Annotated in this window: 14 protein-coding genes; 13 read left to right on the forward strand and 1 reads right to left on the reverse strand. The window is 42.3% G+C overall.

Going from position 1 to position 12916, the window contains the following annotated elements; genetic code table 11:
- Positions 1 to 68: 68 nt before the first annotated feature.
- Positions 69 to 914: a YtnP family quorum-quenching lactonase gene (locus QSJ37_RS12630; protein ID WP_285755457.1), complete on the forward strand. Its 846-nt coding sequence runs from the start codon at positions 69 to 71 to the stop codon at positions 912 to 914.
- A 44-nt stretch (positions 915 to 958) separates the two neighbouring features.
- Here the strand turns inward: QSJ37_RS12630 and QSJ37_RS12635 are convergent, their stop codons facing one another.
- Positions 959 to 1255 carry a PepSY domain-containing protein gene (locus QSJ37_RS12635; protein ID WP_285755458.1) on the reverse strand — a complete coding sequence of 99 codons (297 nt, stop codon included), beginning with the start codon at positions 1253 to 1255 and terminating at the stop codon, positions 959 to 961.
- 130 nt (positions 1256 to 1385) lie between these two features.
- Here QSJ37_RS12635 and QSJ37_RS12640 point away from each other — a divergent pair, with 130 nt between their 5' ends.
- The 12 genes from QSJ37_RS12640 (at position 1386) to QSJ37_RS12695 (ending at position 12694) form a co-directional block, all read left to right on the forward strand.
- On the forward strand, positions 1386 to 2462 hold the full coding sequence (locus tag QSJ37_RS12640) for a M42 family metallopeptidase (protein WP_097354877.1): 1077 nt from the start codon (positions 1386 to 1388) through the stop codon (positions 2460 to 2462).
- A 61-nt stretch (positions 2463 to 2523) separates the two neighbouring features.
- Complete coding sequence (locus QSJ37_RS12645; RefSeq protein WP_285755459.1) at positions 2524 to 3042, forward strand: DUF84 family protein; 519 nt, start codon at positions 2524 to 2526, stop codon at positions 3040 to 3042.
- 42 nt (positions 3043 to 3084) lie between these two features.
- The gene (locus QSJ37_RS12650; protein WP_015864839.1) at positions 3085 to 3399 is read left to right on the forward strand and encodes a thioredoxin family protein; all 315 of its coding nucleotides are present in this window, start codon (positions 3085 to 3087) and stop codon (positions 3397 to 3399) included.
- Between the two features lie 16 nt (positions 3400 to 3415).
- Complete coding sequence (locus tag QSJ37_RS12655; protein WP_285755460.1) at positions 3416 to 4213, forward strand: DUF1444 domain-containing protein; 798 nt, start codon at positions 3416 to 3418, stop codon at positions 4211 to 4213.
- Between the two features lie 20 nt (positions 4214 to 4233).
- A complete protein-coding gene (gene ytpR / locus QSJ37_RS12660; RefSeq protein ID WP_285755461.1) occupies positions 4234 to 4839 on the forward strand; it encodes a YtpR family tRNA-binding protein in 606 nt (201 codons plus the stop codon).
- A gap of 74 nt (positions 4840 to 4913) precedes the next feature.
- The gene (locus QSJ37_RS12665; protein ID WP_285755462.1) at positions 4914 to 7127 is read left to right on the forward strand and encodes a DNA translocase FtsK; all 2214 of its coding nucleotides are present in this window, start codon (positions 4914 to 4916) and stop codon (positions 7125 to 7127) included.
- 37 nt (positions 7128 to 7164) lie between these two features.
- A complete protein-coding gene (locus tag QSJ37_RS12670; RefSeq protein ID WP_285755463.1) occupies positions 7165 to 8274 on the forward strand; it encodes a nicotinate phosphoribosyltransferase in 1110 nt (369 codons plus the stop codon).
- A 180-nt stretch (positions 8275 to 8454) separates the two neighbouring features.
- Positions 8455 to 9756 carry a UDP-N-acetylmuramate--L-alanine ligase gene (gene murC / locus QSJ37_RS12675; RefSeq protein ID WP_285755464.1) on the forward strand — a complete coding sequence of 434 codons (1302 nt, stop codon included), beginning with the start codon at positions 8455 to 8457 and terminating at the stop codon, positions 9754 to 9756.
- A 324-nt stretch (positions 9757 to 10080) separates the two neighbouring features.
- Positions 10081 to 10530 carry a DUF948 domain-containing protein gene (locus tag QSJ37_RS12680; protein WP_285755465.1) on the forward strand — a complete coding sequence of 150 codons (450 nt, stop codon included), beginning with the start codon at positions 10081 to 10083 and terminating at the stop codon, positions 10528 to 10530.
- Positions 10517 to 10912 carry a YtxH domain-containing protein gene (locus QSJ37_RS12685; RefSeq protein ID WP_285755466.1) on the forward strand — a complete coding sequence of 132 codons (396 nt, stop codon included), beginning with the start codon at positions 10517 to 10519 and terminating at the stop codon, positions 10910 to 10912. The genes QSJ37_RS12680 and QSJ37_RS12685 overlap by 14 nt, the downstream gene beginning before the upstream one ends.
- 5 nt (positions 10913 to 10917) lie before the next feature.
- Positions 10918 to 11250, forward strand: coding sequence for a bacillithiol system redox-active protein YtxJ (gene ytxJ / locus QSJ37_RS12690; protein WP_015864831.1), 333 nt, complete (start codon positions 10918 to 10920; stop codon positions 11248 to 11250).
- 361 nt (positions 11251 to 11611) lie between these two features.
- Positions 11612 to 12694, forward strand: a complete 1083-nt coding sequence (locus QSJ37_RS12695; RefSeq protein ID WP_285755467.1) for a bifunctional 3-deoxy-7-phosphoheptulonate synthase/chorismate mutase — start codon at positions 11612 to 11614, stop codon at positions 12692 to 12694.
- Positions 12695 to 12916: the final 222 nt, after the last annotated feature.

The following is a 12916-nucleotide window of genomic DNA, read 5'->3' on the forward strand; positions in this document are numbered from 1 at the left end:
AGCCCTTTATTTTTTTGTTTTCGAAATATTCGCATAAATGATACACTAAAATAGTGAGGTGATGGGAAATGGAACAATTGGAAATTGGGAAAATTAAAATGACATGGTTAAACGGAGGGGTAACACATTTAGATGGTGGAGCGATGTTCGGAGTTGTGCCGAAGCCGCTTTGGTCGAAAAAGTATCCGTCTAATGACAACAATCAAATTGAATTGCGTACCGATCCTATTCTCGTACAAGTGAATGGAAAAAATATCTTGATTGAATCAGGGATTGGCAATGGCAAATTATCGGATAAACAAAAGCGGAATTTCGGTGTAACGGAGGAATCAAAACTCGAACAGTCTCTCAACGAGTTGGGACTGTCGACGGACGATATTGACATCATTCTAATGACACATATGCATTTTGATCACGCTTGCGGCTTGACAAAATGGGAAGGAGATCGGCTTGTTTCTACTTTTCCGCGCGCGGAAATTATTACGTCACAGAGAGAATGGGACGAAATGAGACATCCAAACATTCGTTCACGTAATACATATTGGAAGGAAAATTGGGAACCGATCGCCGAGCAAGTCATCCCATTTGAAAAAGAGAAAGAAGTAGCAAACGGGATCAAAATGGTACATACCGGAGGACATAGTGACGGGCATTCGATTATTTTGATCGAATCGGATGGAGAAATGGCGATTCATATGGGTGATTTATTAGCGACACACGCCCATCAAAATGTATTATGGGTAATGGCATATGATGATTATCCAATGACATCGGTTTTTGAAAAACAAAAATGGATCCCATACGCGGTCGAAAAACAGGCGTGGTTTACGTTTTATCACGATGCGTATTATCGTGCGCTAAAGTGGGACGAGGACGGAAACATCATCGCCCATGTTGATCGAAACCGTCCGTGACTTTGATCCATGTTGAAAAGGATGTGAGGGGCACCCGTACGGCCTTAAAGCGGTTTTGTTTCGATGATGGTTCCCGTATAGGCGTCGATGACAAATTCGTATTGTTCATGATCACGGCAGACGCCGCCTTTGTACACCGTGTAGACGATATTGTTTTTTCTGTATGTTTCCGGATTTGTTTGAATCCATGAGCCGCTGATTGGCGCTTGTTGCAAAAAGGCTGCTTTGGCTAGTGAAAGTGCTTTTTCCGAAGAAATCATTCGCTGTTTTCGCTTCGCTTCAACGACGTATGCCGCGACAAATCCAACGGCCATACCAGCTATAAATTTTTTCCAGTTCATTAGTAGAGACCTCCGCAGTTTCTTGTCTACCGTTTAGTATATCCGATTTCATCAAAGAATGTAAGGAAAGTGGAAAAACGTTTACTTGTTCGTTACAATAAAAATGATTAGAAAAAAGGAGTTAAGAACGATGAATGTAGAAACGCTTCGACTGTTTCAAACATTGACCGAATTGCCGGGAGCACCAGGCAATGAACATGCGGTGCGGAATTTCATGCGCAAAGAGCTGGAAAAGTACGCGGATGAAGTCGTACAAGACCGGCTTGGCAGCATCTTTGGCGTCAAACGCGGCGATGAAAACGGTCCTACCGTGATGGTTGCAGGGCATATGGACGAAGTCGGCTTTATGGTCACCGCTATTACCAATAACGGCATGATTCGTTTTCAGCCGCTTGGCGGCTGGTGGAATCAAGTATTGTTAGCACAGCGCGTACAAATCATTACTGATCATGGTCCAGTTGTTGGAGTGATCAGCTCGATTCCGCCGCATTTGTTGAGCGAAGAACAACGAAACAAGCCGATGGAGATCAAAAACATGCTCATCGACGTCGGTGCTGATGACCGTGAAGACGCGAAAAAAATGGGGATTAAACCAGGACAACAAATTGTACCGATTTGCCCATTTACCCCAATGGCCAATCCGAAAAAAATTTTGGCAAAAGCGTGGGACAATCGTTATGGCTGTGGATTGGCGATTGAATTGTTGAAAGAGTTGAAGAATGAGAAACTGCCAAACGTGCTATATTCAGGTGCTACTGTCCAAGAAGAAGTCGGGTTGCGCGGGGCGCAAACCGCCGCAACCATGATTCAGCCTGATATCTTTTTCGCGTTAGACGCAAGCCCGGCGAACGATATGACCGGAGACGCGAAAGAATTTGGACATCTTGGAAAAGGGGCGCTTGTCCGCATTTATGACCGTTCGATGGTGACTCATCGCGGTATGCGCGAATTTGTATTAGATACGGCAGAAACGCACGGCATTCCATATCAATTTTTCGTTTCACCGGGTGGAGGAACGGATGCCGGAAGAGTGCATATCGCCAACAGCGGAGTGCCGTCTGCCGTGATCGGTATTTGTTCCCGTTATATTCATACACATGCGTCGATCATTCACGTCGATGATTATCAGGCAGCAAAGCAGTTGCTTATTGAACTTGTAAAGCGGTGTGATAAAGCAACAGTCGATGCAATTAAGAAAAACAGCTAATCAATATGAGAAGTCTTGTTTGACAAGACTTCTCTTTTTCCGTAAAAAGGAGTGGGAAGCATTGAAAATCATTGCCATTGGCACAACGAATCAAGCAAAGGTGGCGGCTGTCCGCAGCGTTTTTTCTTCGGAACATTATACCCTTGTACCGACGGATGTTCCATCGGATGTTTCCGCCCAGCCGCTTTCCGACCACGAAACGCGTCAAGGAGCGATAAATCGAGCTAAACACGCGCTACAAAAAGAGAACGCGGACATCGGCATCGGTTTGGAAGGCGGTGTGATGGAGATAGACGGAGAGTTATGGCTTTGCAATTGGGGAGCGCTTGCCGACCGTGATGGCACCGTTATTACCGCCGGCGGAGCGCGCATTCCGCTTCCTTTTGAAGTGGCAAAAGGAATTCGTGCTGGCAGAGAACTCGGAGATGTGATGGCGGAATATACAGGAGAAAGAAACATCCGCCATAAAGAAGGAGCGATCGGTGTTTTTACAAACGGTTATGTCGATCGTGCCGGCATGTTTCGACATATTGTTCAGTTATTAGTCGGTCAGTATGAATTTTTTTGTCAAAATCACTGATTCGCGATATCATAAAAAAGACATAGAAAGGAGTTTTTATCAATGAAAACGATTGAAACAGCAGCACAATATGAGGAAGTGAAAAAAACAAAAAAAGCAATATTCGTTTTTTCTGCTGATTGGTGCCCGGACTGCCGATTTATTCAACCATTTTTGCCGGAAATCGAGCAGGCTTTTTCCGAATATGAGTTTTATTACGTTGATCGCGACCAATTGCTCGAAGTATGTCAGCAAGAAAACGTTTTTGGCATTCCAAGCTTTATTGCTTATGATAACGGCAAAGAGTTAGGCAGATTTGTCAGCAAAGATCGCAAAACGAAAGAGGAAGTTGAACGGTTTATCCAGAGCTTGTCATAATATAGGGGGCATATCCATGGATAGTAAACAAATGTATGAGGAAATAAAAAAAAGGCTTGCCCGCGATGATTGGACGTTTCAATTTGACCGAAAAAAGGATACGCTCCGCATTGAAGATAAAGAAACGAAAAAAGGGGTAACGATTTCGCTTCCGGGTGTCATTGCAAAATGGCACGAACAAAAAGACGAAGCCGTTGACGAAATCGTATATTACGTTGAACAAGCGCTAAATACCATGCATGAAAAACATACGCTTTCCGGCAAAGAAAAAGATATTTACCCGGTTATTCGCTCGACATCGTTCCCGACGGAGACAAAAGAAGGCATTCCGCTTCTTTATGATGAACATACGGCGGAAACCCGCATTTATTATGCACTTGACTTGGGCAATACGTATCGGCTGATCGATAAAAAGATGATGGAACAAGAACAATGGAATGAAGAACGAATAAAAGAAATTGCTCGTTTTAATGTCCGTTCGTTGGATGTTCATGTCAAAGAAGACAAAGTAGCCGGAAATACGTTTTATTTTGTGAATACAAATGATGGCTATGACGCAAGCCGCATTTTAAACGAGCCATTTTTAGCGAAAATGAAAAAGAAAATAACGGGAACGATGGCGCTTGCTGTGCCTCATCAAGATGTGCTGATTATTGCTGATTTGCAAAATGAAGTTGGATACGATGTGCTCGCGCAAATGACGATGAGCTTTTTTGCGAGTGGACGAGTGCCGATCACCGCTTTATCATTTTTATATGAAGATGGAGAACTCGAACCGATTTTTATTTTAGGAAAAAATTATCGCAAAAAATAAGGAAGAAAGGATGAGTGGGGATGAACGTATTTTATAACCGTCAAGGAGTCGGCGATGTACTGCTCGTTTCATTAAAACCGATTCAGCCAGATCAGCGGGCGTTTGAAAAAAAAGGAGACGTTGTCCGCATCTTTGATGAAAAAACTGGAGAAACAGCAGGATATAATATTTTTCAAGCTTCTACTTATCATCATTTTGACGGTAACGGCTTATTGGAGTTGAACGAGGAGCTTGTTTCTGTCATTAACAATATATTAAAGAAAAACGGTTGGAACGAAACGATTGAAGTCGATCTTTCTCCAAAATTTGTAGTTGGTTATGTAAAAGAGAAAAAGAAACATCCGAATGCGGATAAATTGAGCGTATGCCAAGTGGACGTCGGAACAGAAGTATTGCAGATTGTATGTGGCGCACCAAATGTGGAAGCAGGGCAAAAGGTCGTTGTCGCTAAAATCGGTGCGGTGATGCCAAGCGGACTTATTATTCAGGAGGCAGAATTGCGCGGTGTTCCTTCGTACGGGATGATTTGTTCCGCGCGCGAATTGGAATTGCCAAACGCTCCGCAAGAAAAAGGCATTTTAGTATTATCCGATGAATATGAAGTGGGTCAGCCATTTACTTGGTAATGCGATGATAGTCACTAGATGGATTCTAGTGACTTTTTTTCCGAAACGAATTTAACAGAAAGAGTGATTGAGCGATGAAATGGTTAAAACGATTCGTTCGTTATTTGCTGGAAACAGAGGAAGAAGAACAATACGTTTCGTCGCAGAAAAAACAGAGGGAGAAACTTTCTTCTTCCCAATTGGACGTAAAGGTGGCGTATCAATATCCAAAAGGAAACTTCCGGTTTCCGCTTATTCCAGATGAACCAACATCGAAGCGCCGTCATTCATCATTTCGTCAAGAACATCATGAACGTGTTTCTTCTGTATGGCATTCCGATCATTTGCCAAGACGTGTAAAGGAAAGCCAACAAGACCATTTGGCAGATTCAGAAAAAAAACAGTTCCGGCCTTCTGATGTGCTGTCTCCTGTTTATGGATATAAAAGAGTAACGAAAAAGAACGAACCTGTAATAGAATGGGAGCTGCCATCTAGCTCCATAGAACGTGCAACAGATCTATTGCCATCTGTACCGGAAGAAAAAGTAGATGAAATCAATGATCCGATACCAACGCCGTCGGAACGATTAGAAACAAGCGAAAAAGAATCAGTGGACAACGCTCCTCAAGAAAAAGAGGATGGATTTCAATCACCAAAAGGCGAAGAGGAAGAACAAATCGAAACGATCGCGGCGGAAAAGGAGACGAATTTACAAGAAACGGAAGCAGAAAAAAAAGAAGAGACAAAGACAGATATGCCCGAAAACGACCATCATACGAGCAAACAATCATCCCATTCGACACGTTCTCGCATTCCATACAATGTCATTATGCTAAAACAAGATCGAAAAAAGTGGGAAGAAAAAAGACAATCTGCTGCAAGTGGGTATCAATTCCCGTCCTTATCGCTGCTAGAGAGCCCCAAACGAAGCCAAGAAAGCGATGAGCAATGGATTCGCGAGCAATGTGAACGTCTGAATCGAACATTTGCCAGCTTCCATATTGGCGCAAAGGTGGTCAACACAACACAAGGGCCAACGGTAACGCGGTTTGAAGTACAGCCGGACCTAGGGGTAAAAGTAAGCAAAATTACGAATTTAGCAGATGATATTAAACTAAATTTAGCAGCAAAAGATATTCGGATTGAAGCGCCGATTCCAGGAAAACGTACCATCGGTATTGAAGTTCCAAACTTGAAAAGCCGGCCTGTATGGATTCGGGAAATTTTAGAAAGCGATGCGTTTCAAAACAATCCATCCCCGTTAACGGTGGCGCTTGGGCTTGACATATCGGGAGCGCCAGTAGTAACGGATTTAAAAAAGATGCCGCATGGATTAATTGCTGGAGCGACCGGCTCAGGAAAAAGCGTGTGTATTAATGCAATGCTTGTCAGTTTGTTGTACAAAGCTGCTCCACATGAAGTAAAATTGCTCCTGATTGACCCAAAAATGGTGGAGCTCGCTCCATATAATGATATTCCGCATCTTGTCAGCCCGGTCATTACGGATGTGAAGGCAGCAACGGGAGCGCTAAAATGGGCGGTGGAAGAAATGGAGCGGCGGTATGAAATTTTCGCACATGCAGGTGTCCGTGATATTCAAAAATACAATGAGCTCGTGAAACAGAAAAACGGTCCAGAACATCATCTCCCGTATATTGTTATTATCATCGACGAGCTCGCGGATTTAATGATGGTAGCGCCGGCGGATGTCGAAGAAGCGATTTGCCGCATTGCGCAAAAGGCAAGGGCGTGCGGAATTCATTTAGTTGTTGCGACACAACGCCCATCCGTTGATGTGATCACCGGGTTAATCAAAGCGAATATCCCGACAAGAATCGCCTTTTCTGTCTCATCCCAAGTCGATTCACGGACGATTATCGATACGAATGGTGCGGAAAAACTGCTCGGACGCGGCGACATGTTGTTTTTAGAAAATGGATCATCGAAAACGGTACGTGTTCAAGGAAATTACGTATCTGATGAAGAAATTGAGCGGGTAGTAGCCCATGTGAAAACGCAGATGGCGCCTTCTTATTTGTTTCAGCAGGACGATTTTGCCAAAAAGACGGTTGCTCATCATGAGGAAGATGAACTTTTTTATGAAGCTTGCGAATTCGTTGTGCAACAAGGAGGAGCTTCTACATCGAGTTTGCAACGTCATTTTCGCATCGGCTATAATCGCGCAGCCCGCTTAATAGAGATGATGGAAGAACAAGGAATCATTTCTGAAGCACGAGGCAGCAAACCGCGGGATGTATTAATTACTGAAGAGGAATTGGCGAATTTGCAAGAAAATAGTATGATATGATAGTACATCACATGAAGATATAGGCGAGGGAGCAGCGATGAAGGAAATCGAATTAAAATTGCAAGGGAAAATTAAACGATTAACGAATAAAACGTTTAAATTTGATGAGCGGATTCGCGATGGCTGGTTTTCCGCCGTTTATTTTTTAAAAACGCGTGAAATTGTCAAAGAGTTTTGTCCAAATAATATTGTTACGATGCAATTTTTTCAAAAGGAACATGCTGTATTATGTGGAACAGATGAAGTGATCGCACTCATCAAAACATTTGCGGATGAACCTGAGAAGTTAGAAATTTATTCATTAAAAGACGGGGATAAGATCAGTCCATTTGAAACCGTATTGACCATTACCGGCCCGTATCAAAATTTCGGGTTTTTAGAAGGGATTATTGACGGCATTTTAGCCCGGCGTACGTCAGTGGCGACGAACGTTTACAATGTCGTGAAAGCGGCGGCATTATCCGGTGTGCAAAAACCAATTATTTTTATGGGAGACCGCGACGATCATTACACTCAACAAGCCGGTGATGGCTATGCGGCGTTTATTGGCGGTTCAACGGCGCAAGCGACCCATGCGATGAATGAATGGTGGGGGAAACAAGGAATGGGAACAATGCCGCATGCGCTCATCCAGTTATTTGACGGCGATGTTGTTGCGGCGGCAAAGGCATATCACCAAAAATATCCAAATGATGACTTAATTGTGCTTGTCGATTACAATAATGACTGTATTACCGATGCGCTTCGCGTTGCCCGTGAGTTTGGCGATAAATTAAAAGGGGTTCGCGTCGATACATCGAGAACGATGATTGACCAATATTTTATTCGGCATCCGGAAGTGCTCGGAACGTTTGATCCCCGCGGCGTCAATCCACCGCTTATTTTTGCGCTCCGTGAAGCGTTAGATCGTGAAGGATTCCACCATGTGAAAATTGTCGTCAGCGGCGGATTTAATGAGGAACGCATTATCGAATTTGAAAAGCAAGGCGTGCCTGTTGATATGTATGGTGTCGGCAGAAGCCTTCTTAAAATTCATATTGGCTTTACCGGCGATAATGTATTGTTAAACGGAAAGCATCAGGCGAAAGCAGGGAGAAGATATCGCCCAAACCCGCGCTTAGAAAGAGTCGATTTGTCGGAAATATAAAGGTTGCTGATAGAAAGACCGTCCCATTCGTTTTCTTTTCGGATGTACTCATAGTTTTTAGAAGCAAACAATGATATAATGATGAAATGTGAGAATACATACGCCAAATGAAATAAATGGCAAAACTAGATGAACGTCATATACTGTCTTACAGATAGACGATTGTTGGAGGGCTTAATTATGACAGTTTACCATTTTGTTGGCATTAAAGGAACAGGAATGAGCGCTTTAGCGCAAGTTCTTCATGATATGAATTATACGGTCCAAGGTTCAGATGTTGAGAAGCGTTTTTTTACCCAAAAAGCATTAGAGGAGCGGGGAATTCCCATTTTGCCCTTTAACAAAGAAAATATTAAACCGGGCTATACGGTGATTGCAGGCAATGCTTTTCCTGATACGCATGAAGAAATACAAGCTGCTCATGAATTAGGAGTGCCTGTGATCCGGTATCATCGCTTTTTAGGGGAATTTTTGCAAAAGTTTACAAGCATTGCGGTTACGGGATCGCACGGAAAAACATCGACGACTGGCTTGCTTGCACATGTGATGCAAGGGGTGCATCCGACATCATATTTAATTGGTGATGGAACGGGAAAAGGGATAGAAGGAAGTAAATATTTTGTATTTGAGGCATGCGAATACCGCCGCCACTTCTTATCCTACTTTCCAGATTATGCAATCATGACAAATATTGATTTTGATCACCCTGATTATTTTGCCAATATCGACGATGTATTTTCAGCGTTTCAAGAAATGGCGCTGCAAGTGAAAAAAGGGATTATCGCCTGCGGGGATGATGAATACTTACAAAAAATTCAAGCAAAAGTGCCGGTGTTGTTTTACGGATTTGGGGATGATAATGATTTCCAAGCGCGCAATGTGGTGAAAACAACAGAAGGAACAGCATTTGACGTGTTTGTCCGCAATACGTTTTTTGCTTCGTTCGAAATTCCGCGATTTGGCGACCATAACGTATTAAATGCGCTTGCCGTCATTGCGCTTTGCCATTATGAAGAGATGGATGTCCGCATTATTCAAGAACGATTAAAAACGTTCCAAGGCGTAAAACGCCGCTTTAGCGAAAAAGTGCTCGGCAATCAAATTTTGATTGATGACTATGCGCATCATCCGCGGGAAATTATCGCAACGATTGATGCGGCGAGACAAAAATATCCGGGGCGCGAAATTGTTGCGATTTTTCAGCCGCATACGTATACGCGAACACAAACGTTTTTGCGGGAATTTGCGGAAAGCTTGCAGCAAGCTGACCAAGTATATTTATGTGATATATTTGGCTCTGCTCGCGAGCATCATGGCAAATTGTCGATTCATGACCTGCAGGCGCAAATTCCAAATTCCCGTCTCATTCAAGAAGATAATACATCTATATTAAAACAGCATGAAAACGCGGTATTAATTTTTATGGGCGCAGGAGATATTCAAAAGTTTCAAGAAGCATACGAGCGGACGGTTCGCTCATAATTTGGTGCTTTTTAGTAAAAATGAAAAACGAGCTAGGCATCCACTTGCCGGCTCGTTTTTTATCACCAAATTTATCATCTCACATTGTAAATAAGTAAGCATGTCTCGTAGGAAATTTCACTGCCTCGATATCCTGAAAGCTGCTTATTATGACCATGCCGCGATGAATGAGCGTTATGCAATGCCCTTGTTGGAATGGAAACATTGATTTCACATCATTTTTTGAATGAATATACTTGCAGGAATTTGTCGGATGGACGTCGAACGTTTGAAAAGGGAAAAATGTGGAGAACCCAAAACGGCTGCTAGCAAGGAGGAAATTAAGTGAAAATCATTTTATATGCCAGCATCGCGTTGATTGCCATCTCTTTTTTCATATTAGTCATTTATATCGCAAGAACATTAACGGTATTGCAGGAAACGATCCGCCGCTTAACGGCGACCATTGACCATTTAGACAAAGAAGTGCAGGGCATTACGACGGAAACGGCACAGCTGTTAAAGAAAGCGAATGCGCTTGCTGATGATGTTCAGAAAAAAGTGGAAGGATTGAATTCGCTTGTCCATGCCGTAAATGATGTCAGTTCTACCGTTCAGTCGTTCAACCATTCGTTGCAACAATTTTCTTCCTCTGTGACAAAGAAAGTAGATGCATACCAAGAAAAAGTAGTAAAAGTAATGCAATGGGGAAATGCTTTTATGGAAATATGGGAAAAATGGAAGGAAAGGAAGCAAAAAAAGACGAAGGAGGCTATGTTTAATGGCAAAAAATAATGGAGGATTTTTGTTAGGAGCGATTGTCGGCGGAATTGCTGGTGCGGTGACGGCGATGCTATTGACAAGCGAAAAAGGAAAACAATGGCTCGCTGAAATCAATGAAACAGGAAAATTAGAGCCGATGAAAACAACAGCAACAGAATGGTTAGAAGTCGCCAAAGAAAAAACGAAAGAAGTAACGAAATTTATTCCAATTGGAAAAACGAACGAGAAGATATCTTCTTCTGAATCCACAACGCCGTCGGAAACATCGGTCATCCCGATTTCGGTGCCGGCGAGCGAAAAGGATAAAGAAAATATAGAAAAATTGTTGAAAGAAGCAGAAGAAGCGTTCCATGATGCGGAGCAAAAATTGCAAAAACAAAATGAAACGGAGTGAGCAAAGTGGGAAAGAAGAAACTGGAGACGATTGAACAATTTCAAGAAGTGTTAAAAGAAGGGAAACGGTTTTTATTCATCAAACATAGTCTTACATGCCCAATTAGTCAAGCAGCGTTTCAAGAGTATGAAAAATTCGCAGCCGACTACCCGGAAGTGGATACATATTATTTGTTTGTGCAAGAAGCGCGTCCACTTTCGAACTATATCGCTGAAACGTTTGGTGTGAAACATGAATCGCCGCAAGCACTTTTGTTTGAAAATGGATCTGTCGTGTGGCATACATCGCACTGGAATATTACATATGACTCTCTAAAAAAAGAAGTAATACAAGCATGAATGGCATCTTTGGCCGAAGACTCCATTTCTAACATATAGCTGTAAAGACATGCACTTCCAAGCGTTTACGAAAGGATGGTGCATGTCCTTTTTTCTTTATTGTCCATTGGCGTTTGTTTCCGAGTGATTCGGACACTTTTTTATGCAATTCTCATAAAATATCTTATGCAATTCTTATAAAACACTTTATTACTTAAAAGCGTTTAATAAATAAAGTATTTTTTGATGACAACTGCTTCTGTTTCCATTATAATAATGACTAATTAAAAAATAATCAATCATAAAGTCCGTGACTGGAGTCATCGGGATAAGGTGGAAAACGGTTTTGAACTAAACTGCACGAAAGAAAGGATGGGAAAGCATGAGCAATAAGAGATTAGATGAGCTGCGCGCAAAGGTGGATGAAATTAACTTACAAATTTTGGAATTAATTAATGAACGAGGGAGACTTGTTCAAGAAATTGGAAAAATCAAGGAAACGCAAGGAACATATCGTTATGACCCAGTGCGTGAACGGAAAATGCTTGATTTAATTTCTGAGCACAACGATGGGCCGTTTGAAACATCGACATTGCAACATATTTTTAAAGAAATTTTTAAAGCTGGTCTTGAACTGCAAGAAGATGATCATCGTAAAGCATTGCTTGTATCGCGCAAGAAGCATCCGGAAAATACGATTGTTGATGTAAAAGGAGAAAAAATTGGCGACGGCAACCAATATTTTGTGATGGGACCGTGTGCGGTCGAAAGCTATGAACAAGTTGCGGCTGTTGCAAAAGCGGTGAAGAAACAAGGATTAAAACTTCTTCGCGGCGGTGCGTACAAACCGAGAACATCGCCATATGATTTCCAAGGACTAGGCGTGGAAGGATTAAAAATTTTAAAACGAATTGCCGATGAGTTTGACTTAGCTGTGATTAGTGAAATTGTCACCCCTGCGGATATTGAAATAGCGCTAGACTATATTGATGTGATTCAAATTGGTGCGCGCAACATGCAAAACTTTGAGCTTTTAAAAGCGGCAGGCCAAGTGAACAAGCCAATTTTGTTAAAACGCGGGCTAGCGGCAACGATTGAAGAATTCATTAATGCGGCAGAGTACATTATGTCGCAAGGAAACGGTCAAATTATTCTTTGTGAACGCGGTATTCGCACATATGAGCGCGCGACAAGAAATACGTTGGATATTTCTGCGGTGCCAATTTTAAAGAAAGAAACACACTTGCCTGTATTGGTTGATGTTACTCATTCAACAGGCCGTCGTGACTTATTAATTCCTTGTGCGAAAGCAGCGTTAGCAATTGGCGCGGATGGAGTAATGGCAGAGGTACATCCAGATCCAGCGGTTGCATTATCGGATTCGGCACAACAAATGGATATTGCTCAATTTAATGAATTTATGGAAGAAATAAGAGCGTTCCAGCGGCAAATGGTAAAAGCATAATGGAATTCAACGATCCCCCTTCAGCAATTCTCTGAAGGGGGAATTTTCTGTTTACTGCCATTTGGGTTATGATGTTTTTTTGGAATGTACGTTTCGCTTTCCAAGATGTAGCGCGGATTTCCTGAACTAATTTTCGTGAATGCATTATTTTATGAGAATTTGCGTTCGGTTGCAAAATATATCGAAAACGGAATGGAAATGGACCATAAAGTTATCATTGTT

This window comes from Parageobacillus sp. G301, from assembly GCF_030268025.1.
GTDB lineage: Bacteria > Bacillota > Bacilli > Bacillales > Anoxybacillaceae > Parageobacillus_B > Parageobacillus_B toebii.